This window comes from Oscillospiraceae bacterium (assembly GCA_034925865.1).
Classification (GTDB): domain Bacteria; phylum Bacillota; class Clostridia; order Oscillospirales; family SIG627; genus SIG704.
The window spans coordinates 36,241-61,740 of sequence record JAYFRN010000001.1 but is presented as its reverse complement, the minus strand read 5'-3'; the positions used below and the strand labels follow the sequence as shown (position 1 = coordinate 61,740).

20 protein-coding genes and 1 tRNA gene are annotated in these 25,500 nt (G+C 42.1%); 4 read left to right on the top strand and 17 right to left on the bottom strand.

The features are described from left to right. Positions 1-15: 15 nt before the first annotated feature. From speD to ruvC, 15 genes are all read right to left on the bottom strand, one after another. A complete protein-coding gene (gene speD, locus VB118_00310) occupies positions 16-795 on the bottom strand; it encodes an adenosylmethionine decarboxylase (GenBank protein ID MEA4831040.1) in 780 nt (259 codons plus the stop codon). A gap of 697 nt (positions 796-1,492) precedes the next feature. Continuing rightward, complete coding sequence (locus VB118_00305; protein ID MEA4831039.1) at positions 1,493-2,482, bottom strand: hydroxyacid dehydrogenase; 990 nt, start codon at positions 2,480-2,482, stop codon at positions 1,493-1,495. A gap of 140 nt (positions 2,483-2,622) precedes the next feature. Next, positions 2,623-5,310 (bottom strand): cation transporting ATPase C-terminal domain-containing protein, encoded by a 2,688-nt coding sequence (locus VB118_00300; GenBank protein MEA4831038.1) that lies wholly within the window; start codon positions 5,308-5,310, stop codon positions 2,623-2,625. 12 nt (positions 5,311-5,322) lie between these two features. Then, a complete protein-coding gene (locus VB118_00295; protein ID MEA4831037.1) occupies positions 5,323-7,686 on the bottom strand; it encodes an ATP-dependent Clp protease ATP-binding subunit in 2,364 nt (787 codons plus the stop codon). 228 nt (positions 7,687-7,914) lie between these two features. Then, the gene (locus tag VB118_00290) at positions 7,915-8,496 is read right to left on the bottom strand and encodes a CDP-alcohol phosphatidyltransferase family protein (GenBank protein ID MEA4831036.1); all 582 of its coding nucleotides are present in this window, start codon (positions 8,494-8,496) and stop codon (positions 7,915-7,917) included. A gap of 60 nt (positions 8,497-8,556) precedes the next feature. Then, positions 8,557-9,291 carry a CvpA family protein gene (locus VB118_00285; protein ID MEA4831035.1) on the bottom strand — a complete coding sequence of 245 codons (735 nt, stop codon included), beginning with the start codon at positions 9,289-9,291 and terminating at the stop codon, positions 8,557-8,559. Between the two features lie 16 nt (positions 9,292-9,307). After that, entirely contained in the window at positions 9,308-10,504 is a 1,197-nt protein-coding gene (locus VB118_00280) for a DUF5711 family protein (protein MEA4831034.1), read from the bottom strand. After that, positions 10,482-11,255, bottom strand: a complete 774-nt coding sequence (gene truA, locus VB118_00275) for a tRNA pseudouridine(38-40) synthase TruA (GenBank protein ID MEA4831033.1) — start codon at positions 11,253-11,255, stop codon at positions 10,482-10,484. Before truA ends, VB118_00280 begins: the two co-directional genes overlap by 23 nt. Before the next feature lie 274 nt (positions 11,256-11,529). Further along, positions 11,530-12,333 (bottom strand): energy-coupling factor transporter transmembrane component T, encoded by an 804-nt coding sequence (locus VB118_00270; GenBank protein ID MEA4831032.1) that lies wholly within the window; start codon positions 12,331-12,333, stop codon positions 11,530-11,532. 12 nt (positions 12,334-12,345) lie between these two features. Then, entirely contained in the window at positions 12,346-13,227 is an 882-nt protein-coding gene (locus VB118_00265; GenBank protein ID MEA4831031.1) for an energy-coupling factor transporter ATPase, read from the bottom strand. A gap of 102 nt (positions 13,228-13,329) precedes the next feature. Then, positions 13,330-14,205: an energy-coupling factor transporter ATPase gene (locus tag VB118_00260; protein ID MEA4831030.1), complete on the bottom strand. Its 876-nt coding sequence runs from the start codon at positions 14,203-14,205 to the stop codon at positions 13,330-13,332. A gap of 13 nt (positions 14,206-14,218) precedes the next feature. After that, on the bottom strand, positions 14,219-15,112 hold the full coding sequence (locus VB118_00255; GenBank protein MEA4831029.1) for a class I SAM-dependent methyltransferase: 894 nt from the start codon (positions 15,110-15,112) through the stop codon (positions 14,219-14,221). 15 nt (positions 15,113-15,127) lie between these two features. After that, positions 15,128-16,258, bottom strand: coding sequence for a Holliday junction branch migration DNA helicase RuvB (gene ruvB, locus VB118_00250; protein MEA4831028.1), 1,131 nt, complete (start codon positions 16,256-16,258; stop codon positions 15,128-15,130). Positions 16,259-16,316: 58 nt separating this feature from the next. Next, positions 16,317-16,928 carry a Holliday junction branch migration protein RuvA gene (ruvA, locus tag VB118_00245; protein ID MEA4831027.1) on the bottom strand — a complete coding sequence of 204 codons (612 nt, stop codon included), beginning with the start codon at positions 16,926-16,928 and terminating at the stop codon, positions 16,317-16,319. Between the two features lie 11 nt (positions 16,929-16,939). Then, positions 16,940-17,464, bottom strand: coding sequence for a crossover junction endodeoxyribonuclease RuvC (gene ruvC / locus VB118_00240; protein ID MEA4831026.1), 525 nt, complete (start codon positions 17,462-17,464; stop codon positions 16,940-16,942). A 447-nt stretch (positions 17,465-17,911) separates the two neighbouring features. Here ruvC and VB118_00235 point away from each other — a divergent pair. Then, positions 17,912-17,988: transfer RNA gene (locus VB118_00235), tRNA-Pro, on the top strand. A 128-nt stretch (positions 17,989-18,116) separates the two neighbouring features. Here the strand turns inward: VB118_00235 and VB118_00230 are convergent. Next, positions 18,117-19,325, bottom strand: a complete 1,209-nt coding sequence (locus tag VB118_00230) for a site-specific integrase (protein ID MEA4831025.1) — start codon at positions 19,323-19,325, stop codon at positions 18,117-18,119. A gap of 330 nt (positions 19,326-19,655) precedes the next feature. Here VB118_00230 and VB118_00225 point away from each other — a divergent pair, with 330 nt between their 5' ends. Further along, on the top strand, positions 19,656-19,907 hold the full coding sequence (locus VB118_00225) for a DNA-binding protein (GenBank protein ID MEA4831024.1): 252 nt from the start codon (positions 19,656-19,658) through the stop codon (positions 19,905-19,907). A gap of 81 nt (positions 19,908-19,988) precedes the next feature. On the opposite strand, the gene VB118_00220 is transcribed toward VB118_00225, so the two are convergent. Next, positions 19,989-20,927, bottom strand: a complete 939-nt coding sequence (locus VB118_00220; GenBank protein ID MEA4831023.1) for a DUF932 domain-containing protein — start codon at positions 20,925-20,927, stop codon at positions 19,989-19,991. Positions 20,928-21,420: 493 nt separating this feature from the next. Here VB118_00220 and VB118_00215 point away from each other — a divergent pair, with 493 nt between their 5' ends. Further along, on the top strand, positions 21,421-23,127 hold the full coding sequence (locus VB118_00215) for a hypothetical protein (GenBank protein ID MEA4831022.1): 1,707 nt from the start codon (positions 21,421-21,423) through the stop codon (positions 23,125-23,127). Then, positions 23,128-25,500, top strand: a complete 2,373-nt coding sequence (locus VB118_00210) for a phosphoadenosine phosphosulfate reductase family protein (GenBank protein MEA4831021.1) — start codon at positions 23,128-23,130, stop codon at positions 25,498-25,500.

Sequence of the window (25,500 nt, the reverse complement as noted above, 5' to 3'; positions counted from 1 at the left end):
CCTTGGATTGATCCCTCAATTCTGTTCCTCCTCATATATATTCTGCCCGGTAAATATTTCAATCATTTCACGGCGGAGCAAATTTGTTATATCAAGTCTGATTTTCGGCGGTATCTCATATACGTCAGAATTGAACAGGTAATTCTGCAGAATGATATCCTTGATCAGCATCTTGGTATGAAAAATATTTGATTGATAAACGTTCATATCAATTGCGTCGTATTTATTCAGCGTTTCCGTGGCTATATAGTCCTGGATTGATGATATCTTGTGATCCATAAACAGCTTTCTTCCGCTCATGTCGCGCGTAAAGCCGCGCACACGGTAATCCATCGTTATGATGTCGGAATCAAAGCTCCCGATCAGAAGATCCAGAGTGGAAAGAGGGGTGATTTCACCGCAGGTCGCGACATCAATATCCACCCGGAACGTCGCAATACAGTTATCAGGATGATATTCCGGATAAGTGTGGACGGTGACATGGCTTTTGTCAAGATGCGCGACAACTGTCTCGCCGCTGCGATTTTTTACCATGCTTTCCTCCGCGATAAGGAAGGCGACGCTTGCTCCCTGCGGCTCGTAATCCTGTTTTGATATATTTAAAACTGTCGCGCTGATCATTTCTGTCAGCTTCGTGAGAATTGATGTCAGACGTTCGGAATTATACTGCTCATTGATATATTTAATATAATCCTGTTGTTCACGCGCTGTTTTTGCATAACAGATATCATAAATATTAAAGCTGAGTGATTTTGTTAAATTATTGAATCCATAAAGTTTAAGTTTGTCTGACATTTTTATCCTCCAAATAAAATAGGCGCATCACAGTATACTGTGATACACCCATTAAACAATCATTATCATTACAGCGCAAAAATAAATATAAATACAAAATATGCGGCTGATTGTCAGAGTCTATATAGCATGAACTCACTTTTACTACTCTTATTGACTGTTTCACAAGCGTGTACCCAAGTACACTTGGTTATATAGTAACCAACTGGCAATTCAGTTGCCAACTCATATAAGTTGCAATAATGCGGATTTCTCCGCGATCGGCAGTCGACCCGGCTGTCCGTATAGCCTTGAACTTTAATCAATACGGTAATTAAATAATTACCGCATGTGAGAAAAAAGCTATGGAATAGGACTTTTTTCTCATATAAAACAACTGTAATTTTCTGATGTTTTAATAATAAAGCTGGTCAGTAAGTTCAAATCGATATACTCGACTTCAACAGCACGATTATAACATATCAATATTCAAATGTAAATAGGAATTTTAATATTTCCTGTGACAATAGATAAATATCTTCTTTATCGCCATAATCAGCATTTTTTGTCAGAATTCATACAAGCTTAATCTTATTATTAACTCGGCAATTAAATAAATACTGCTTAAAGAGAGAAAAGGCTTTGGTATATGGGATTTTCTCTCTTATGAGACAAAACTTATTTAATTGCCGTTCTAATATTATACCGATTTTATAAATTATGCCATTGTCGCAAGCATTTTTTCCGTTACTTCACAATCCATCGGCCGGTCTTCAAGATATTTTTTAATTTCTTCACAAACATGTATGCCGATTTTGCGTTTTCCGTAATTTACAAGTCCGGCAAGATGCGGTGTTAATATGACATTCGGCAGGCTTCTCAATGGGTTATTGACCGCCGGCGGCTCCGGATCGGTTACATCAAGGCATGCATATTTTAAATTTCCGGCCTTCATATGATTGTATAAAGCATTTTCGTCTATTAATGAACCTCTTGCGGTATTGATTAAAACGGCGTCCTTTTTCATTAAAGAAAGCGTATGTTCATTTATCATTTTATATGTTTCTTTAATAGATGGCGCATGGATCGAAACAATATCGCTTGTTTTCAGAAGCTCGTCAAGCTCCACTTTGCGAGCGCCGAGCGATTGGATTTTTTCCTGAGACAAGTATGGGTCGTATACAATTACATCGACATCGAAGTTTTTTATAAGGCTTATGTAGTGCTTTCCGGCCCAGCCGGCGCCTATTACTCCTATCGTGATATCAAAAAGGTCGATGATTTTTTCTCTGCCTTCATACCAGCCGCCGGAGGCAGTGTTTTTTGAAAGGTTATAAAAATTCTTTGACGCTGAGATAGTAAATCCAAGGGCCGTTTCGGCAACACCCATGCCAAGTGCCTTCGGCGAGCTTGTTATTCTTATATTTCTTTTCCAGATTTCATCCGAAACAATAGGCTTTATTGTGCCTGCCGCATGGACGACAAGCTTCAGCTCAGGAGCTTCATCGAGTATTTCTTTAACAAGATTTGTATTTCCTCCGGCGGTTATCGCAATATCGGCGTTTTTTATCGTTTTTTTTACTGTCTCAATATCCGTCGATTCTGTCTGATTGAAAGTAAGTTCTCCCAATGAACTCAATACTGATATAGCTTTTTCGGAAAACGTAATTTCTCTTACTGATTTCGCCATTAATAACGATATTTTCATTTTTTCCTCTTTCATTTATAAATCAGCAATATAATTATTGCCGAGTTAATAGTTATTTACTGATGTGCGGTAAGATCATATTATTGTAATGTCGTCCTTTCAAAAAGGAAGCAATATAATATATCAAAAACCCTTTTATGTTACGTTCTGTTTTCTTTTTCCGGCGATCCGATCCACAGAGCAACAAGCTTGATAAACTCTGAAATAACAGCCGGAATTAATCCGAGCGCGGCTGAAACAAGAGCAAGACTTATTCCCGGATTCACCATTCCGGTTGCTTTTGAACCAATGGACGTCGTTATAAAAAACAACAATGCCGACGCGCCGATCGCAGCAGGTATTAAAAACAACGGATTGAAGCGAGTTGAATATTTGAATATGCTGCGATCCGCCCTCAATGATATCGCACTGAATATCGCGGAAGCGTAAAGCGTAATCACGGCACATGTCAGAGCGAGCGGCTTCTGCGATGATATCAGTATTATCGCGCGATATACGCATTCTGATATTATCGCCGTAGAAACCGCCGTGATAAGCGGCATAGAGAGGACGGAAACAAGCTTCAGCTGTCTTGTTTCCTCACCAACGGGACGCGAGATAAGCCGCGGACTTATTTCATCAAAGCCCATAATCAACGCACACGGTATTGCTATAAGAAAGCCAAGCGTAATTACCGCGGAAAGCGAATATACCGTATTTTTTTCAACAAGGAGAGAAATGAAAGTTATAAGCGCAAGCGTTAATTGAATATAGATCATGTATTGCAGCATATGCTTTGTATTCTTATATATGTTACGCGCCGCTTTGATGCTTTCCGGAATGGCCTCCATATTTGGCTTTAATAAAATTATATCAGCGCCGCGTCTCACAGCGGGACAAATATCTGTCTGAAGCGCAAAAGAAACATCTGATTCCTTCTGCGGCAATACTCCGTCTATTCCTGAGGATACACAGCCGACTATATCTCCGGATTCTTTATGATATTCGACTATTTGTCTCTGCTGTGAAGGATTTAATCCGCAAAATACCTTATATTTCGCAAGATCAGCTATAAACAGCCCGCGGTCCGTACCAACATATTCGTTAGCTGTCATTGCTCCCTGATAATCATTTTCACCAATAATTGAAACGCTTTTCGCCAATCCGAACGAGCTTTCTGGTTGTTCATCCGTCATAAGTATTACGTTCATATCGCTTTTTGCGCATAGATTGCATGCTTTTGCGGATTCGGCGCGTATCGGGGTATAAAGTCCGATAAAGCCTATAAAGCTCATATCGCGCAATATCTCGCTCGGATGCTCCGCAGGAGCGCTTTTAAATATGCGTTTAGCTATGGCGATAACAAGCTCGCTTCCGTCAGAAAGCTCCTTGGCGGCACTTCGCATACGGTATTTCGCGGTCTCATTCATTGACACGGTCTTACCGTCTTTTTCCATGTATTCGCATAACTTCAAAACACTTTCCGGCGTGCCTCTCACATATAGCACACAGCTGTCCTGATTTAGATATAATCCGAATGCGATACCGGTAATTTCATCATAATCATATGAATATACCTTGAGATAATCACGGAAAACTGATTTTTTTGATATTCCGAGGCGTGCGGCAACAACCGATAAAGCTCTGTCCACGCTTTTTCCGTTTACAAACAGGCTGTTTTCCGGACGTTTTGAAAGTGTAAGAGCCGCGCCGAGAATAAGCTCATATGAAAGGTGAGCATTGTCCTTAAACGAATACGGGCAGTCGTTAACGAAAAAAGAACGAACATAAAAATCTTTCTTAAGGAAAAACTTGGGAGAATTTACTATTATACAGTTGACATCACACATCAGGTCCAGCGCCGCAAAATTCTTGATTACGCAATGCTTATTATATAAACTAAGTATTCGTACAGCCGTAACAGCTTCGGAAATCTGCGTTATATAATCGGATCCGGCGGCCACGGCAACAGCGCACGCGTACCAAAATATATTAAAAAGCTCGATTTTCACAAAAACGCCGAGAGCGCAAATAAGTAATGATATTAAAATCCAGATCAATGAAAGCTGGCTTCCGATAAAAGCAGCCCGAGAGTGAATTGTGGAAGTATTCTTATCGGATATCATATCGACGGAATTTTCACTGTCATTCGCTTTTGATACCAACTCAGAACCGTAATATATATCAATCCCGGTATTGCAGACAAAAATCTCCGCTTCACCGCTTGTAATGAGAGTGTCGGCAAATAAAAGGCAGTCATTATAAGGTCTTCCTAATTCTGTCTCTATAGGAGAGGTTACTATATTGTATGAATATTTAAGCTTTTCAACTGTCGCTCCTCCGGCTCCAAATTCTGTAACACGCAGACCATCTGTATTCGTATCCGCTATTATTCCGTCACATGGCAGTATTTCACCGTATCCTACTATAAGCATATCTCCGGGAACAAGCTCATCAATTCCTATGACGATTGCCTTTCCATTTCGACGGACTCTGCATTTATCGCCGCGGTATTTTGATGTCTTTTTGTCACAAACGCGTAAAACCGCTGAAGTCACTGTCTGAAACACGATAAGTCCTACGGTAAATATCGCGAGAACTGTGAGCGCGGCGGAGTTATTATCCGCAAAATATGAAATAAATGAAAGCACGATGAAGAGAGCGCGCATAACATCGTCAAAAAGATGCCCCAGCGGCAGACTGCGCGAATGCTTTCTTTTTTTTTCTTCTGTCGATTCCGTACAGAATTCGTGGCGGTTGATCTCGACCTGCTTTGAATTCAGACCGTTTTCAAGATTCGCATTCAGAATCCTGACAAGCTTTTTAAAATCATAATCAAGCAGATTCATTTGTAACTGCGTTTATATTGCGGTCACAGAGATTGCACTGTCCTGAATTGTGACGGCAACTCTTGTGATCTTGTGTCCGTAGGAGGATATTATCGCTTCGGCTATTTTGTCTTCAATGTCTGTCTGTATAAAGCGTTTCAGATTACGGGCACCATACAGCTCACTGAATGAATGATCTGCAATATAGCTGTAAAGCTCTTCATTGATATCGAGAGTTATGCCTTTTTCTCCAAGAGCTTTTTCAAGCTCGCTTATCCTGAGCCGAGCTATTTCGCGGAAGTTTTCTTTCGTGAGCCGGTTGAAAGTGATTATTTCGTCAACCCGGTTTATGAATTCCGGACGCAGAAATTCGTTAAGTCCCTTTTTCGTCTTTTCCTCATCGTCTGAAGCAGCACTCCTGGTGAATCCCGATACATTTGCTTTAATATTCGTACCCGCGTTCGTCGTCATCACTATTACTGTATTTTCAAAATTAACTTCTTTGCCATGGGCATCGGATATCCTGCCGTCGTCAAGAATCTGAAGCAGAATATTCATAACGTCGGGATGTGCCTTTTCAATTTCGTCAAACAGAACAACTGAATATGGTTTCCGGCGTATTTTTTCCGTGAGCTGTCCGGCTTCGTCATATCCCACATATCCGGGAGGCGACCCTATAATTCTGGAAATGGCATGCTTTTCCATAAATTCGGACATGTCAAGACGTATGAGCGATTCAACAGAATCAAAAAGCGCATCCGCAAGACATTTTACAAGCTCTGTTTTTCCTACGCCGGTCGGCCCGGCAAATATGAACGACACGGGTTTTCTCTTATACGAGACACCGCTGCGAGCGCGCTTTATGGCACGGCACACAGCATCTATGGCTTTATCCTGACCTATTATTCTTTTATAAAGCGTTTCGGAAAGGTGGACTATCTTTTCGAATTCGTGTTCGGTTATATTTGCGGCGGGAATACTCGTCCATGCCTCTATAACCTCGGCAAGGTTATTTTCAGTCAGCACGATCGAATCGCGTTCCTTTGAAAGGCGGCTGAATTCGTCCGTAAGCCTTAATTCCTTTGTTTTCAGCGTTGCTATAAGCTCGTATGTCGCATTGTCGGGATTCGTGCGCGCTTCGGCCTCACTCCTACTTTTTATACAAGCCGATATTTCATCCTTTAATTCGTCGATGCGGTTAATAACCGGATTGGAAACGGCAAGCTTGCTGCATGCCTCATCCAGCAGGTCGATAGCTTTGTCGGGAAGATATCTGTCCGTTATATAACGCTCCGATAATTCTACGGCACGCCGTAATATGTCTTCCGGAACCTTTACTCCGTGATAAGTTTCATAATATTTTTTTATTCCGCGCAGAATTTCCAAAGTTTGTTCTATGGTAGGCTCTTTTACAATTACTGATTGGAATCTTCTTTCAAGCGCCTGGTCTTTTTCTATATATTTACGGTATTCATCAAGTGTCGTTGCGCCGATTACCTGTATTTCGCCGCGGGAAAGCGCAGGCTTTAATATATTCGCGGCATTCATGCCGCCTTCTGCATTTCCGGCTGATACAAGAGTGTGAATCTCATCGATCATAAGAATGATGTTTCCTGCCCGTTTGACCTCATCCACAAGACCTTTTACGCGTGTTTCAAACTGTCCGCGGAATTGTGTACCTGCCACAAGAGCGGTAAGATCAAGAATAAATACCTCTTTACAGCGTAGACGGTATGGAACGCTTCCTTCGACGATTTTTTGCGCAAGCGCTTCGGCGACAGCTGTCTTGCCAACGCCGGGTTCGCCTATCAGGCAAGGGTTGTTTTTGGTCCTTCGGCTTAAAATCTGAATTACTCTGTCAAGTTCTTTTTCTCGCCCGATTATGCGGTCGAGCTTTCCGTCCCGCGCTTTTTGAGTCAGATCGATGCAATATGCGTTAAGCATTCTTCTGTCACGTTTTTGAGTTGTTTGCTTATCAGATGAAGACTGCTGTGTGTTTTCTTTGGGCTTTTCCGCAGTATCAGGAGCCTGTGACTGATTGTCCGAATTGCGGGGCTGCATCGCTTCTCCGATAGGCACTATTCCCGCTTTTCCGGTCAAAAATTTTTTAAAGTCAAAGGCCGGCGTATTAGTTTCATTTTCTTCTCCGACAGTATCATCGTTATCGTTATCGATATTGTCAGAATTCTGATTCAATAATTCCTGAGCCTGATCTTCAAGTTGTTCTATATCCTCATCGGTCATTCCCAGCTGACGTATATAATCGTCTATAGGTTTGATTCCGAGTTCTCTGGCGCATTTAATGCAATAGCCTTCGGTAGTCATTTTGCTTCCGTCGACGCGGTTTACGAAAATAATAGCGGGACGTACTTTACATTTAATACAGATTTTTAGCATTTGGTTACCATTTTCCGGAAAGCATGAATTTAACCTGCTCCGGCGGCTTTCCGACGGCGGGCGGTTTTATTATTTTACGAATCCCGAATTTTATAATAATGCAATACTTGATTTTTATTTATTAGTTTGACTGTCTCGCAAATAGTAAAATTTAAGAAAAATTAGCTTCGGATTTACTGAGCTGCCGATTCAAGCGGCTATGTCAACAATCGATATTATTTTTATCCGTTATTTTTTACAGATTTTTGCTCGCAGCCTGTCTTCTTTGATAAAATCGGTAAGATATATAGTAAAAGCAAGAAGCATTAGCCCGATAACTATTCCGCTGAATATATCTATGATTCTTTGAGGTGTTGATGTAAAAAACATTGTCATTATGACAAGTAAAAAAAGCGAAAATGTTGCGGCTTTTCCAAAAGCATTGCTTTTAACATAAATCTTTCTTTTTTTCAATATCAGAGCAGAACCCAGAATCATGACAATTTCTTTTATTATAACTATGATAACGATCATGGAATAAATCTTTTCTTTTATAGCAAGACACGCAAGCGCCGTCATGGACATCAGTTTGTCCGCAAGCGGATCAATCAGCTTGCCCACATCAGTTATCCATCCGTTTTTTCTCGCAAGAAAGCCGTCGACTACATCGGTCGCTCCCGCAAGTACGAACACCACTCCTGCATGGGTAATATATTTCGGATAATCGGTCAGGAAAAGCGCCGCAAACAACGGAACGAGAAATATCCTGAATACGGACAGAATATTGGGTATGTTTTTTTTCTGGAAAATTGACCGGACTGAATATCGCATATGTATTTTTACTTTCCCCGGCGCGGCGCACCGGATTTTAACTATTCTATATTACAATATTTAAGATGTGTGTACAACAGATATCATTCTTTCTATCGGATTGTTTTGGCTAAATATTTTAAAAATGAGCGTTTTATCTTCATTGAACGCGGCAAAAAACGGATTGTCGATACCGATTATATACGGCATAATTGCGTTGACAAGTATACAAAACACATAAACTCCGATAAGACCTATTAAAACTCCCGTTATCATACCAAGCAATGTATCTGCGGCATGAAGCACAGGCAGCTTTACGATCAAATCGCAGAACCATATGATAAGCTTCAACAACAGAAGCGAGACAATTATTATCGCAATAAAGGCAATTACATACGCTACTGCTTTTGAACAGGGATCAGCTATGTTTCCCGTGACAAAATCCGTCGCACTCTTTCCAGCGGTTTCCTTGTATGCGGCAAGCTTTGAATTCAGCTCATCAAAGTTTATGTTGAAAGTCTTGAGCAGATTCATGAATTCCGTGGGCTTGTCGGTAAACAATTTATTCACATCAATATTTGACGCGGCCGTATTCAGAATCTGCGCAAGCCTGTCGGAAATTTTATTCCGGAAAAAATCGCCGATAAACTGAACGCGAATAAATTCGCCCAAAACCGGAGCATAAACGAAAGCAAGTACAATACAGGCTATGTTGCCGAAAAAGCGCAGTATCGTTTTTACAAATCCGTTATGATACCCCTCAAAAACGGCGATCGCCAGTATTGCCGCCGTTAAAATATCGAGTACAATGTTCATTTGCTCCGTCACCTTTCTATTGAATCATTATTAATTTAACTGAACTTTCGCCTTGCAGAGCGAGGCGGCTTCCGCCTGGTAAAAGAAGTTTTCTGAAGCTCTGAGATACGGTCATATCATCAAATCTTTTGGCTTCGGGATATACCGTATACAGATGCTCTGAAGCGAGAATATATATCTTCCCTCCATCAGAGTCTATCGCTATGTCATACAGCTGACTTTTTATATCAAATTCATACAGTAAAGTGCCCGCGGCGTCGTATATAAGAGCGGTTCGCTCCTGACCGATGGAGGATTTGCCGACAGCAATGCAGGTATATTTTCCCTTAGTACGGTAAATATCTATCGTATTAGATGTGAGATCATACTCATTGACTGTTCCCGCGTTGTTATCATATACTCTGAAATGCGACGACGTTAAAACACGGTATGAACCGTCGCCTGAAAATGAAATTTGAAGAGGGAGCTCGCCTTCAATAGCAGTCGAGGATTTAACGGTATCATTCTTTGTTGAAAGCTCGATTAGCTCTCCCGAAAAATCACCGCCTGATGCGCGTGCGCATGAGACCAGTATGCGGCTGTCATCGCTTTCACATATTGCCGCGTCTATTGCGAACTTTTCGGCGGTAAGCCACCTGTATAAAATCCGGAATTCCGAATCATATACATAAATGGCGGCGTGATAGCCCTTTTCGCTCGTTACCACGCAATATGTACCGTTATCACTTATATCGGCACTGATAATCGGATATGAATATGTTTCCGTATGAATCAGAGAAAAAGAATTATATATTTTAAGCGTCTTTCCGCCTATATCATAACACAAGACATATCTGCCGCTGGTTTTCATCGCGGGATTTGTCATTGAAACGGTATCGGAAAATATAAGCTCGCCGTTAAAGCCGTAAAGTTTATATGTGCCTTTTTTTAAAACGGCAAAATCGCCGCGGAATATTCCGGTTACTGTCGTCCCTTCTCCCTCGAACGAAACAGAAGCATCTCCGTCGGTAAGCTCAGGAGCCGACGAATTCATATATTTAAATAAATACCGGATATCTTCCGAAAGCTCATCGCCTCCTACAACCGATAATCCGCCGAGAACAAACGCCACAAAAACGACGATCGTTAAGTATTTATAAAGTCTGAACAACTTTGCTGTTTCATAATACGGATTTGAACGTGCATAATCATCAGTTTTTTGTCTGAACATCATCGTAATACACCTTGTAAAGATATAGACCATATGGCGGTGCGGTTATTCCGGCAGCCGCGCGATTCTTCGCCGTGATTATCTCCGAAACATCCGGACTCAGCTTTCCTTCGGATATATATACGAGAGTACCGGCTATTATGCGTACCATATTATATAAAAATCCGTCGGCATTTATATAAAAAGATATTTTTTGTATTTCACCTGAATTTGTCTCTACTATGCTTGCGGAATTAACGGTGCGGACAGTACTTGAGACTTCGGAGCCGGAAGCCATGAATGATTTGAAATCATGTATACCGGTAAATCCTCCCGCGGCCTTGTTCATTTTTCCGGCGTCAAGACGAAAATTCAGCTGCCACGCGCGGTTGACATAAAACGGGCTCGGAACATGCGCTGTCACAAAATCGTATCTGTATGTTTTGGATCTGCAGCAAAAACGGGAGTTGAACTGTTCCGGCATACAGCTTGATTCATATGCTCTTATGGTTTCAGGCAGAAACGGATTTAGCGCACAGAAAAGCCGTTCGGCGGGAAACGACGCGGGAATATCGAAATGAGTCGCGAAATACTCGGCATGTACTCCGGCATCGGTGCGGGAGCATCCTCCGACACAGATTTCATAACCGAAGAGCGAACGAAGCGCATTTTCGAGCGTTTCCTGAACAGTAACCGCGTTTTCCTGCCGCTGAAAGCCGTGAAAAGGCGTTCCGTCATATGATATTATAAGTTTAACTCTTTGATATTCAATCATTATTTTGTTAATATTTATTATTTATGCGGCAACAAAGCCCATATGCTGCTAAAAGACAATAACTCGCAATGTGACTCATAACAAAGCCTTTTATATAATAAAACGTGCGATTTACTCGACGCGTTAATAATTGTTTAATGTGTGGAATGGGATATTTATTTACTGATTTATTAACCGGTAATTAAGTAATTATTATTTTGCGAGAGAGAAAAGTCCATCTACCATACTTTTTCTCTCTTTAAGCGGTAAATATTTAATGCCGAGTTAATAATAATTATAGCTTATTCAGAATTAATAATCCGGCGGAAAAAGTGATCATCATTGCCAGAGCGGTAAAATCACGTCCTGATAATTTTAACACCTTCATGCGTGTCCTTCCCTCTCCGCCGTGATAAAGCCTGCATTCCATTGCGACTGCCAGCTCGTCGGCGCGTCTGAATGCCGACACAAAAAGCGGTATCAAAATCGGTATCATTGCCTTTGCGCGATCAATCAGCTTGCCGGATTCAAAATCAGCTCCGCGAGCTTTTTGAGCATTCGTTATTTTTTCAGTCTCCTCAATCAACGTCGGTATAAATCTAAGGGCAATAGTCATCATCATAGCAAATTCATGCACCGGAACATGCAGCTTTTTCAGCGGAGACAACAGCCTTTCTATGGCGTCGGTTAGCGCCATAGGACTCGTCGTATAAGTAAGCAAAACTCCCGTCCCCAATATAAGGGTTATAATGCGAAGGACCATGAAAAGAGCCATTTTAAGGCCATCATCATAGATTCGAATAATCCAGAATTCAAAAATTAGGTTTTCACCCTTTGTCCAGAATATGTTTATGACGGCAGTAAATACGGCAATGAAAATTATCGGCTTCAACCCTTTTAACAGCATCATTACCGACAGCTGCGAAACGGCGGCTATAATCAACGCGCCCGCAACAAGCAATGCAAATGAATAGTAATTATTTGCGAAAAAAACAGAGGTTATGAACAATAGCATCAGTATTATCTTCATTCGCGGATCAATTTTATGCAGTACAGAATCGCCGGGGAAAAATTGACCGAGTGTTATATCATTAAGCATTATTTCGACCTATCATTGAATTTTATCCTTAAAACGCGCTTCAGGAGCGGTGAGCGCAGTCCGTATTGCTTTATACGCATCGGCAACGGTATATATTCCGGAGCTGACCGGCAGCCCGGACTGATTCAATACGTTCATGAGCTTTGCTATCTGAGGCAGCGACAGCCCGGAAGCTTCTATTTTATCAGAATTTTTAAAAACCTCGGCTACAGAACCGTTAAGCATAATGCTGCCTTTGTTCATTACAACCAGCTCATCGGCATAGCGCGCCATATCCTCCATGCTGTGAGAAATCAGAATGACCGTCTTTTTATTTTCATCGCAATAATGCCTGATGCCCCCGAGAATATCTTCTCTTCCAACAGGATCAAGCCCCGCGGCAGGCTCGTCAAGAACAATGACTTCCGGATCCATCGCCAGAACTCCTGCGATAGCAACACGGCGTTTTTGTCCTCCCGAAAGTTCAAACGGGCTTTTTCCAAGCATTTCTGACGTAATGCCAGTAAATAAAGCTGCTTTTTTTACCAAACCGGTAATTTCGGCTTCGCTTTTTTTCATATTATGAGGTCCGAAAGCAATATCTTTTTCAACAGTCTCCTCAAAAAGCTGATATTCGGGGTATTGGAAAACAAGCCCTACGCGGAAACGAATTTTTGAGATCTTCTTCGGATCTGACCATATATCCTCTCCGTCTATCAGCACACGTCCTGCTGAAGGCCTCAGCAGTCCGTTTAAAAGCTGGGCAAGCGTAGATTTTCCGCTTCCGGTATGACCCATCAGCCCGGTTATTATACCGGGTGTGAACTGCAGGTTTATATTATCAAGCGCTTTCTTTTCGAAAGGCGTATTTTCTCCGTAAACATACGATACATTTTCAAGCCTTATTGTTGCCACTTTGTCGTTCCTTATTGTTTTATTACTTATATTTAGGCAGTGATAGGATATACCTTGCGTAATATTTAAAACATTTTTTCGGACTTCAATCTATATGCATTTCTATTTCCGTTTATTAAACATTCCCTCTATTACTTCGGAGGCTTCTTTTACATCAATAACGCCCTTCGGGATATCGTAAAGCTTTGATATCTCCCTGTTGGTCGCGAGCAGATCCATCAGCTCTGTGACCTGAGGAACATCGAGTCCTATACGCGACAGCCCCCTCGGATCTGAAAAGACATTTTTGGGCGTGTCATCCTTTTCGATTTTCCCGTCATTCATCACTATCACTCTGTCTGCTGATGTAGCCTCATCCATATAGTGTGTGATTAAAATCACGGTAAGTCCGCTTGCGTTAAGCTTTTTTATCGTGTCTGTAATTTCTTTTCTGCCATATGGGTCGAGCATTGCCGTAGATTCGTCAAAAATAATACACTGCGGCATCATCGCTAGAATTCCCGCGATCGCAACACGCTGTTTTTGTCCTCCGGACAGCTTGTGAGGAGCGTTCTGCGCATATTCGCTCATCCCTACTGTTTTCAACGCTTCGTCAACGCGGCGTCTTATTTCCTCGGGAGGCAGCCCGAGGTTTTCCGGAGCGAATGCGACATCCTCCTCGACAACCGTTGCGACAAGCTGATTATCGGGATTCTGAAAAACCATTCCGACATCTTTTCTGATATCGAACAGCTTTTCCTCATCTGCGGTGTCATGACCGTTTACCGTCACCTTTCCCGAGGTGGGAATCAATATTCCGTTGAACAGCTTCGCAAGCGTAGATTTTCCGCTGCCGTTATGACCGAGGATGACGACAAAGCTGCCTTTTTCAATCGACAGTGTCACATCATTCACCGCGGCGTTTCGCGGTTCGCCGCTCTCAGTGGGATATTCGAAAAATACGTTCTCTGCTTTTATAATATAATCCATTTTATTCATTTCAATATTTATTTTAAGGGTTTAGCACGCGTAACGCACTTGATCCGCACGGCAAACTGAGACCGCTCCGAGACACGTGAAGACCAAGCTCGTATGCCTCTGTCTGTCCCGGGAAAGCTTTCAGCGCAGTAGATATCATATACGCCATTGTTCCCGCCGAAAGCCCCGTAGTATACGAATTTAATAAAAAGAAAAGCGGATTGTCAGATAAAAGCGACGCGGCGAGCTGTATAAACGGAAATATGCTTTCCTCGAGCTTCCAAAGCTCTCCTCCCGGTCCGCGTCCGTACGACGGAGGATCCATTATTATCGCGTCATATTTGTGTCCGCGTCTTATCTCTCGTTCGCAAAATTTAATGCAGTCGTCAACAATATACCTGATCGGAGCGCCGGAAAGATTGCATAAAGCGGCGTTTTCCTTTGCCTGCGCAACCATTCCCTTCGATGCGTCGACATGGCATACATCTGCGCCCGCGGCGGCGCACGCCATTGTCGCGCAGCCTGTATAAGCGAAAAGATTCAATACGCTCACATGACGTCCTGACGCGGATATAAGCCCGGAGCATCTGTCCCAGTTGTATGCCTGCTCAGGAAAGATCCCGGTATGCTTGAAGCCCATGGGCTTTACCATTAATTTTAAAGCTCCGTAAGCTATTGTCCATTTCTCTTTCATCCCGTGATCATCCCAATGACCGCCGCCGGTATCGGAACGTATATACCTTCCGTTATAGCTTTCCCACTTTGGGCTGTTCCTTATCCCGCTCCAAATTACCTGAGGATCCGGACGGACAAGAATAGCATCGCCCCATCTTTCAAGCCGCTCGCCGTCGGACACATCTATTAATTCATAATCGCGCCATTTATCTGATACATTCAATTCTTTATAATCCTTTTTAGCTGATTTCATGCTCCGTTATATAATTTAACTGTTTTCCGTGTCTTTAATATCACCATCTGACAGTGACATCTGCCCTGAGCTTTTAATGCGCGGTACTTTCAACCCGAGATGTTCATACGCAAGCCTGGTCACGCATCTTCCGCGCGGCGTGCGGTTTAAAAATCCGATCTGCATAAGATACGGCTCGTATACGTCTTCAATCGTTACGGTTTCTTCTCCGACTGTCGCGGACAATGTGTCGAGTCCGACAGGACCGCCGTCGAAGCTCTTGATTATCATTGTAAGCATTCTTCTGTCGAGGTTGTCAAGACCAAGCTCGTCGATTTCGAGCTTCCCGAGAGCCATATCCGCAATTCCCTGCGTGATCCTTCCGTCTCCTATTACCTGCGCGAAGTCGCGTACACGTTTTAACAGACGGTTGGCAATTCTCGGCGTGCCTCTCGAACGCTTCGCAATTTCAGCGGCGCCCTCTGGAGTTATCGGTATTTCTAATATTCCGGCGCTGCGGGTAACTATCTGTATCAGCTCTTCAGGGGTATATAGCTCAAGCCGCATCAAAACACCGAATCTGTCACGCAAAGGAGCGGAAAGCTGTCCGGCGCGGGTAGTGGCGCCGATGAGCGTAAAATGTTCAAGCGGTATGCGTATGCTTCGCGCGGAAGGTCCTGTGCCTATTATTATGTCAAGCGCATAATCCTCCATAGCGGGATATAAAATCTCCTCTACGGCGCGGTTAAGTCTGTGAATCTCATCGATAAACAGCACATCACGTGACGAGAGATTGGACAGCAATGCGGCAAGATCGCCCTGCTTCTCTATAGCGGGCCCGGAAGTGATCCTTATGTTTACTCCCATTTCTGAGGCAATAATATTAGACAGTGTCGTTTTTCCGAGACCGGGAGGACCGTAAAGCAGGATGTGATCCAACGGTTCGCCGCGCATTTTTGCGGCTTCGATGAATACACGCAGATTTTCCTTTGACTTTGTCTGTCCCACATATTCGTCGAGTGTTTTCGGTCTTAAGGTTATTTCGCTTTCTGAATCCTCTGCGTCGGCATTGTTGAGTTCGGCGTCGACTATTCTGTTTTCATAATCGGTTTCCCCTGAAGAATCCGTTTCGAACGATTTCGTTTCGAACGACTTTTTTATCGGCATACCGCACGCATCCTTTCACTATCAACATAAACCTTTTAAGTTTTTGACTAAATATACTTCACTGTGCAATAAGCTTCAGCGCATATTTTATTATTTCTTCGACGGATCTTCCGGCGCAGTCTGTTTTTGATATGGCATTAAGCGCCTGTGTCCGCGAATAACCGAGAACCACAAGGGCGTCGGCAGCTTCAGCCGCCGCTCCGCTGTCCGGAATCGACATTGTCGGAGCAAAATCACACGCGGTGATCTGTTTATATGTCTTGTCCTTTGATATTTTATCTTTAATTTCAAGTATTATTTTTTGCGCTGTTTTAAGCCCGACTCCCTGCGCTTCGGATATACCTTTCGCGTCTTCGGAAAGCACGCAAAGCGCCAGCCTCTCGGGAGTCATAACGGATAAAATCGCAAGCGCCGCCTTCGGTCCCACGCCGGAAACAGATATTAAAAGGCGAAAGCTCCGCTGTTCTTCCTCGGAGTAAAAGCCGTACAGCTCGAGCGCATCTTCTTTAACATTGAGATAAGTGAAAAGCTTTGCATCGCCGCTTGTGTCGGCATTGAGCCGGCCGGCTGTCCGGTCGCTGATAAAAAGTCTGTATCCGACGCCTCCGCAGTCAATGACGGCGAAACCTCCACCCACCAAAGCTTTTTTCCCCGAAATATAATAATACATACTATCTCCCGTTATTTTCCGCCCGTTCTCCTGGCCGTATTTATCGATTCATATTCGCTCAGCTTACTCATTCCGCAATGCGCGTGACATATCGCTATCGCAAGAGCGTCAGCCGCGTCATCCGGCTTGGGTATTTCCGGTAATGAAAGGATAAGCTTTGTCATCTCCATGACCTGATGCTTTTCCGCTCTGCCATATCCAACCACCGCTGTTTTTACCTGAAGCGGGGTATATTCGAAAAGCGGCACACCATGCTTTTCTGAAGCAAGCAGTATGACGCCGCGCGCCTGAGCCACATTTACAGCCGTTTTTTGGTTCGAATTAAAGAAAAGCTCTTCGACGGCAACAGCATTGGGATGATATTGCTCAATGAGCTCGCATATGCCGTCATATACCTGGTTCAGCCTGCTTTCGACACGCTCTCCGGCAGCCGTTTCGACTATGCCGCAATCATAAAAGCGGAATTTCGTATTGCAGTAATCTATTACTCCGAAGCCGACAGTCGCAATGCCGGGATCGATTCCTAAAATTATCATTCGATGACCTCCCGTTTCCGCGGGAGCCCCGCAAATTCAATAATACAAATAAATATTCAAAATATTTTATCATATATCCTCTTATAAGTCAACATTTCTTTCGCGGTTCTCACTCTTTTGTTTGTGAGTATTCACAAATCAAGTACCACAACGGAATTTTTGTGCAAGTAAAGCATAAAAGAAAAATGACATAATTAAATCCGAGAAACTCAGGCAGATATTAACTCGGTAAAGAGACAATATTATTTCATAAGAGAAAAGCTCATATATCAAAATCCTTTCTCTCTTTTAGCAATAATTATCTATATTAACGAGCTAATAATATATTTTCTAAGGTTTTTTAATGACAAGAAAAAATCCGTATAAACGAAAATAAAAATCATAATTTTAAATTTTATGGTTGACACCGTTTGTGTTGTATGCTATAATACGCCTTGCGCAGTAAATCTGGGTGTGGCGCAGTTTGGTAGCGCGCTACCTTGGGGTGGTAGAGGCCGGAAGTTCAAATCTTCTCACTCAGACCATTAAAAAGCATTGATTAGCAAGGGTTTTCTTGTGATTAATGCTTTTTTTGTTTTATCTGTATTTTGGATTTGGTCTTTATTTAGTCTTTATTTTCGATTTTGAATCAAAAAAATGGTCAAAAATCAGATCAAGCTTTTTCCTTCTCATTCCCTTGTTCCGGCTCAACTATGAGTTTTTCAAATATCATAGCAGCGTTTTCGTCTGCGTCTTTGAGAGCATGTACATAACGGTTCGTTGTTGATAGTTGCGTATGGCCAAGCCTTGACGCAACGTTTTTTATATTGGTTCCGGAAGATAAAAGGAGCGTCGCCGATGTATGTCTGAGCGCGTGAAACTTTCGATGAGGAATGTCATGACGTTTAAGAAACTCTGAAAACCATTTGGTCGGAGTCTGCGGGTTCATTGGCTTTCCGTCATCCTGAATGAATATCCATCCTTCGCCAGCCCACCGGTCGCCAAGACTCATTTGCCATACAGTCTGTTCTGTTCGATATTGTTTGAGAAGGCCAATCAAGTACGGCGGTATTGCGATCTCGCGTATGCTTTTCTTCGTTTTAGGCTTTTTTGAGCTGATCGGCTTTCCGGTCAATTTGTAATTACTGATCTTTACATATATATTATCTGTTGTGAAATCAATGCTGTTCCATTTAAGCGCAACAAGCTCACCGCGCCGGCAGCCCGTAACTATCGCCATATGTATGAGTATTTGAAACATGAGCGGTTCTGTGGAAAGACATGAGAGCATATGCTCAGCTTCCTCTCGTGTAAAGATTTGAATTTCAGGTTCCTCAATCTGTGGCAGTTCAAGTTTTTTAGTGCTTGCCGGGTTTTGCTCTATAAGATCGAGTTTATACGCTTTTGTCATTATAGATTGATATACAGTAAAATATCTGCGAACAGTTGCCGGTGAAAGCCGGTCGCCTTTTCCGTCGCTTCGCACCCCGATGCCGGAAAGCTGTTGGATAAGCTGCTGTGAATGTATCGGTCTGATATCCCTTATTTTCATATGTCCGAGCGCCGGTTTTATAATCGTTTTGATGATACTTTCATAAAATTGTTTTGTTGTTGGTGCAAGCTCAGTAATTTGCAAATACTGATCACAAAAATCACTGAATTTTGTGTTATCTGCAACGGAATATTCACCTTTGGTTACCTTTGTTTCAAATTCCGTAGCAATTCTATTTAATTCTTTTTCAGTTTGCTTTTGCGTCATTCCAATATCAGGCTTCCATGTCTTTGACTTAACGATCTGTTTTCCTTTTATATCATATCCGCAAGATACTTTTATACGGTATGAAATACCGTTTTTCCCTTCTCTACTCGATATTGTCGCCATATGAGACTGATACCTCCTTAATTTCACTTAATTGTTAACATATTATTAATTTTTGCCATATGTATTGCCCCGTTTTGGGTCTTGCGCTATAATAATAACAACAACAACAAGTTTATAGCAATTTCAAGGCTGAATAAAGGGGGAGTTAAACACGAAAAACGCTGACATAAGGTGCGAAATAAGCACTGCCGGGCTGCATTTATGGGAAATCGCTTATGCCTTAGGCAAAACAGACAGTAGTTTTTCACGAATGCTGCGAAAAGAATTATCCGAAGAAGAAAAAGGCAAGATAAGAAAAATAATAATTGAGTACAAAGGAGGAATTTCTTAATGCCGTTACCTAAAATGCGCGGGCCTGCTGAAGCCATTCATGAGCTTCATAATATTGATCCTAGTTCTGGTTTGACATTACATGCACTTAGACAGTTGGTAAATACCGGTGAGGTGCCATGTATTCGCTGCGGCCACAAAATCCTTATTAACATGGATAATCTCTATAACTATTTATATGGAGATAATACCAAACAGGAAGAAGAAATCGGCAAACGCAATATTACTCCGATAGCTATAAAACAAGCATAAAAGTAAAAGAGGTACATAAGTTATCAATATTTTCATATTGAGGCGCGAATGCGCCTCTTTTCTTTTTGAACGCATTACCGATTAAATAATTGCAAGTTTTGAAGCCATAGCATCTACAAGATAATGGCCGTCAATTATTCGTGCCCAGTTGTTTTCCTGATACTTTTCTGTCATTCGTTGCGGCGCGTTATGATCTACCATATCGCACATAGCGTTAAGTGCGCCCCATGAAGTTCCGCGAAATTTATTTAAATCCGGCATAAATAAGCAGACCATATATTCATCCTTAATTTTTCTCGTGGTTGCTTTCACGCGGTCGCTATCATCTTCCTTCGTGGGAAAAAGCTCATTGAGAATGTCACGGACTTTATCATCAGAGATTGTTGTATTGGCCATTTGATCAGCGTATTTATCGAGCGCGTACATATATTCACCGGCAAGTTCAAGCGCCATTTTCGCTTCCTGGAGTTTTATTTGCATATCGCCTATATGCTTTGTTGACCAAGCTCTTTTTGCCGTGTTAAGCGCTATGTTAAGTGTGTTATTACAAACTACACGGACCGGGGTCATACAGACACGGACAGCACCGCTGCCGTCGTGAGTATTTGTAAAACAAAGATATGGTTCCATATCATCACCTGCGACCGTTATATTCGGCATCTTTGCAAGCAGCCATATCCGCTTCCCTGCTGATAGGCTTCCTGCGGTCTCATAGTGAACATCACCGCCGACGATTGCATCTGTAAATTCAAATGCTTCGGTGTTTTGAACAACCTTATATCTATCAGTTACAATGCCAAGAACAGAGTTATCGGAGTCACGCGTGTTTGCCTTGTAGTTCGGTATCTCAACGCCCTCTGCAGTAAATACAGGCTTCCCTTCTACTCGCCAGTCAAGCCCGGCAAGATGAAGTGCTTCTGCGCTTGTAGGAGCTTCCTGCACCATAATGCCGAGGCCGTGCCACGGCTTCTCACGAGTGTAAAATAACGATTCGATATTATGCGACATCATATTCTCCATTTCTGCGGGAGTTATCCGCTCCCGCTCGGTTGTATTTTACATATTGTTTCTTTCTGGGTCTGTATAACTTGATCTTGAGTGAATTATAGCTCCGTTACGGGGCTTTGTCAAGTGATTTTAAGAAATATTTCAAATATTTTAATATATTTGGCTCCGCATTGAAGCTTTTATATAAAAATACCCCCGCTGTGATCATTCTATCAAAGCGGGGGGTAAGGCTAAAAATAAATAAAATCGACAAATTATAATTTAATATAGTTGATTTTAGGGACATTATGATATAAAATAAACATAATAGAGATTTTTGAAGCAAAGAAGTTTTACAAGATGTTTAATAACGAAAATTTATGATAAACTGTGGAAGTTTCTAATTGACAAAAAACTATATAGAACTGATAAAAGCAGTAAAAGAGCAGCTTTGCTTGCTAAGCTTGGTAGCACCATTTACGAACTACTATTCGCTTTTAACTACTGTAATATGGAGGTATAGAGTATGAATATAAATACAACTAATTTTTATACCGATGATAGAAACGCAGACGCATTTTCAGCATGGCTAAAAAAGAAGAAGTTTTCTGATGCACAAATTAATAGCTATTTAGTCGCTCTTTCGTTCATATCGGATTACTGCATTGACAGATACCAAAGTGTAAGTATTTTCGAGATAGATAGCGGAGATTTATTGGCTATACTAAAAAAACACATGGTAAAAGATGATAGTGCCCGAGCGCTAAATAAAGAACATAAAAATGAGTTGTTCATGGCATTTGACCAATACCACAGCTATATTTGTAAAAGCGTAAAAGAAAGCGCAAAACATGCGGTAAAACTGAGAAATAAAAGCTTAGAATTTGTAATCTCAGAAGAGCCATTTTGCCAGAGCAAAGGTGCTAATTTCCCAGAACATAGGAAAGATATTGTGGCCGAGGATATCGGCCAAATACTTGACTTTGCGCATCCTGAACGTTACATGGGGTGTGACCTTGTACAGTGTGTTGTTGAAGGTGAAATAATTGAGGGACGCACATGGCGCGATATTCTCATCAATTTGTTAGAAAAATTTTTAACAGACGAGCGTAGCAATATTCGTGAGCTCTATAAGTACAATCTCCAGCCAGGGAGCAAGCGCCCAACGTTATTGAAAGAAAAGCCGGAAGGAAGCTGCCGTCAGCTCTCGAACGGGTACTGGGTATATGTGAATTTCTCCATACCCGTGCTTGTTGAGCTTATTGGACGACTCTGTAAAAGATGTGGAGTTGCATTTTCCGATGTCCACATTACATATCAGTATAAAGCCGGAGAAAGATCTCCTATGGTAATTAAAGCAAGCGATAATATTCAAACATACAATGAAATCATGAAAGTAATAAAAAATGATTACGCAAACGGATTTGTTTTCAGCACTACATCACTTCGCCTATTATCAGAAAAAGCTAGGTGTGAAGTGACCGAAAAGATTCAGGAGCAAATGAAGCGACTTCTGTTTAAACGTAATGACGAGGTTTACTATATTATCGATGTAATTGCTACAAAAAGCGAACGCGATGCTCTTGTGAGTCGGGCGCAGTTTGCGCTTGAAAAAATCGGATACTTTGAGATAAACGAACTATATGAGGCAAACAGGGATAGTTTCAACAATGGTATTATCATAGACTTGGCAGACTTTGAAAACTTCTACTCTTTTCTTGACGGTGAGAATGTTCGTTGTGTTGGTAAACATGGTTTTCGTATTGCTCGGCTGCGGGACAAGAGCATCGATGAGTTATTCGGAGCCGCTGCAGACAAAGCATACGAAATTGCGCACAACAAATACGGAGGAGTAATAACAATAGATGATTTACTTGATGCGTTCCCGCTGTGTTCTACACAGTTAATTAATTACATACTAAAAACATACTCGGAGATGCTCATAAGGACTGAAATAAACGATGTAATGTGTTATCAGACAATTGACGCACTGGGTCTAACGGAGGAATTTTCGCAGCAATTGGCTGAAACACTCGACAATATGGGTACCCTAGAAATACCAGCATCTGATTCTATCTTACACGCTATATTGAGCACAAAAATGAACGTGAACTTTGAAAAAGAATATGGGATACCCGATGATAAAGTATTTAGGCGCTTAATCAGCCTTTACTACAAGGCGAGTCCCCCACGCGAATGGAAAGCTGGATTATTTACGGAGGTGACTGATTAAGTGTATTCCTATGAATGGGATTCCGTGACAGGTGGATATTTACTAACAACGCATACTGGTAGATATGTGGCAAATGAAATTCGGCCTGTGTTTGTTGAGGAACTCAACATCACAGGGTTAAGCTCTTATTTTGATTATGAGCCGAGCGAAAAGCGCCCTCTCCTTTGGGCAAGAAAAAACACATACCTTGTTGACGGCAAAAAAGTCGCACAGCTGAACAATACGCAATACGGCAAGGAACCTGACATTGAAGTTTCCTTTTCGAATAAACTCAAGTTACACCCTGTTGATATAGAATTAATGGTAGAAAAGAACTCTGAAATCATGAGTCTCGTTGTTGCAGACGCAAAGCGCAGGATGAAGGAGCTTTTCGATAAAGATATAGGCCGCTGTGACATTGCTTATATTGCCTTCTCCGGAGGAAAAGACTCTGTCGTTCTTCTTGATTTGTGCAGTAGCGTACTTCCGCTTTCTGTGCCGGTAATTTTCAGCGATACAGATATGGAGTTACCTGACACATATCAAATGTGGGAAGAAGTGCAAAAACGGTATTCTGAGCGAGAGTTTATTAAGGCAGATGCCGACACCACTGCACTGGAAAACTGGAGGAGGTTTGGACCGCCGTCTCGAACTATACGGTGGTGTTGCTCCGTGAATAAAAGCACTCCAGCTCTTATGGTACTTAAGCAGAAGCTCAAGAAACCAGCGATCAAAGTGATGGCTTTTGTGGGCGTTCGCGGAGATGAAAGCATCAGCCGGTCATTTTATGAGGACAGTAGCGATGGGGTAAAAAACGCCTCACAGCTCAATCGTATGCCAATATTGGAATGGGGTTCTCATGAGCTGTGGCTATATACTTTCGCGAACAACCTACCAATAAACAAAGCCTATCGTTATGGCCTGCCCAGAGTGGGCTGCATTATGTGCCCTGAATCATCAGACAAATATGAATGGTACATAGAGAAAGTATACCCGAATCTAATAGGTCCTTACATCGACATTATCATTAAGTCAAGTGCAAAAGAGTTTAGAAACAAGGGCGACAAAACTGACTTTATTGGTAGCTCCGGCTGGCAGGCGCGGAAAAGTGGTGTTGTACTACGGAAAACTATTAGTAGCCCTACGGAACGAAGTGATGGGTTAATTTCAAGTTTTCAAAGCACATATTTTACGAAAACACTGTTTTTTGAATGGATAAAAACATTGGGCAATGTAGTTGTTGAACGTGATTCCGGACAAACTGCGCTGGAGTTGCCTAAGAAGCCGGGTGACGGAATACCATTTGTTTATTCGGAAACTGTCAATGGTGGGGCACGCGTAACGTTTCACTTTAGAAGTAGAGATGAGCAATTGGCAATGCTATCGCTGATTAGAGCTATGCTCCGTAAAGTTAGCGCTTGCATTAACTGCCATGCTTGTGAAGCAGAATGCAATACAGGTGCGATTTCTTCGGAAGACGGTCATATAAAGATTGATGGAGTAAAATGTGTTAAGTGCCATAAATGCTATCATATTGATGTTTCGTGTTGGAGGTACAAATCAATGTATAAATCAGATAGCGAATCCGGAAAAATGAGCGGGATCAATCGATATAACAACTTTGGTCTGCGGGAAAGAGACCGTTATTTATGGATTTCCGCCTTGGTTGAAAAGCGTGATGAATTTTTCCCTTGGAATAGTGAGCATCCACTCGGAAAAAAGATGGTAGAATCAGCGAGTGCTTGGTTCCAGCAAGCGAGACTGGTTGAACCTAAAAGTAAAAAGTCAACAGTACTGGTTGATCTTTTTGAAAAACATGGTGGTAGCTGTGCCATCGGATGGGAGTTCATCTGGATAGCCCTTGTAAATAATGCAATTTTGTTGAAATGGTTTGTCTCTGCTACAAACATTGATATTTCATATACGACCGATGACCTTGCAAACAAGCTGGCAGAGACGTATCCCAATCTTGGTAAATCGATTGACGGTGGACTTGCAGCATTAAAAGATATGCTCACGAAATCTCCGCTCGGCGGAGATAATGCAGTAACATATATTGATTATAAGGGAAAAAATGTAAATGCCATCACTCGCAAATCAAAGAATGTGGATTCGTTAACCATTCTTTACAGTCTCTACTTAATCGCAGAGATGACCGGACGCAGCGGATTTTCAATCCGAGAGATGTTTGATGCGGATGTAAATTCTTCCTACGTTTCACCTCTTGTGGCCTTTGGTATTCCGATTGAAACTTTTAAGCGACAGTGCAATGGGCTTTATACCAAATATCCTGACTACATTTCCACGACCTTTGCACACGGGAACGATGGATTTAGCGTGTTTCCAGACAAGCACAGTGCGGACGACATCATTTCATTAGCTTTGGAGGGATAA

Excerpts from the sequence above, each read along its gene's own strand:
- speD (MEA4831040.1), bottom strand. The coding sequence starts at position 795 with ATGTCAGACAAACTTAAACTTTATGGATTCAATAATTTAACAAAATCA.
- VB118_00305 (MEA4831039.1), bottom strand. The coding sequence starts at position 2,482 with ATGAAAATATCGTTATTAATGGCGAAATCAGTAAGAGAAATTACGTTT.
- VB118_00300 (MEA4831038.1), bottom strand. The coding sequence starts at position 5,310 with ATGAATCTGCTTGATTATGATTTTAAAAAGCTTGTCAGGATTCTGAAT.
- VB118_00295 (MEA4831037.1), bottom strand. The coding sequence starts at position 7,686 with ATGCTAAAAATCTGTATTAAATGTAAAGTACGTCCCGCTATTATTTTC.
- VB118_00290 (MEA4831036.1), bottom strand. The coding sequence starts at position 8,496 with ATGCGATATTCAGTCCGGTCAATTTTCCAGAAAAAAAACATACCCAAT.
- VB118_00285 (MEA4831035.1), bottom strand. The coding sequence starts at position 9,291 with ATGAACATTGTACTCGATATTTTAACGGCGGCAATACTGGCGATCGCC.
- VB118_00280 (MEA4831034.1), bottom strand. The coding sequence starts at position 10,504 with ATGATGTTCAGACAAAAAACTGATGATTATGCACGTTCAAATCCGTAT.
- truA (MEA4831033.1), bottom strand. The coding sequence starts at position 11,255 with ATGATTGAATATCAAAGAGTTAAACTTATAATATCATATGACGGAACG.
- VB118_00270 (MEA4831032.1), bottom strand. The coding sequence starts at position 12,333 with ATGCTTAATGATATAACACTCGGTCAATTTTTCCCCGGCGATTCTGTA.
- VB118_00260 (MEA4831030.1), bottom strand. The coding sequence starts at position 14,205 with ATGAATAAAATGGATTATATTATAAAAGCAGAGAACGTATTTTTCGAA.
- VB118_00255 (MEA4831029.1), bottom strand. The coding sequence starts at position 15,112 with ATGAAATCAGCTAAAAAGGATTATAAAGAATTGAATGTATCAGATAAA.
- ruvB (MEA4831028.1), bottom strand. The coding sequence starts at position 16,258 with ATGCCGATAAAAAAGTCGTTCGAAACGAAATCGTTCGAAACGGATTCT.
- ruvA (MEA4831027.1), bottom strand. The coding sequence starts at position 16,928 with ATGTATTATTATATTTCGGGGAAAAAAGCTTTGGTGGGTGGAGGTTTC.
- ruvC (MEA4831026.1), bottom strand. The coding sequence starts at position 17,464 with ATGATAATTTTAGGAATCGATCCCGGCATTGCGACTGTCGGCTTCGGA.
- VB118_00230 (MEA4831025.1), bottom strand. The coding sequence starts at position 19,325 with ATGGCGACAATATCGAGTAGAGAAGGGAAAAACGGTATTTCATACCGT.
- VB118_00225 (MEA4831024.1), top strand. The coding sequence starts at position 19,656 with ATGCCGTTACCTAAAATGCGCGGGCCTGCTGAAGCCATTCATGAGCTT.
- VB118_00220 (MEA4831023.1), bottom strand. The coding sequence starts at position 20,927 with ATGGAGAATATGATGTCGCATAATATCGAATCGTTATTTTACACTCGT.
- VB118_00215 (MEA4831022.1), top strand. The coding sequence starts at position 21,421 with ATGAATATAAATACAACTAATTTTTATACCGATGATAGAAACGCAGAC.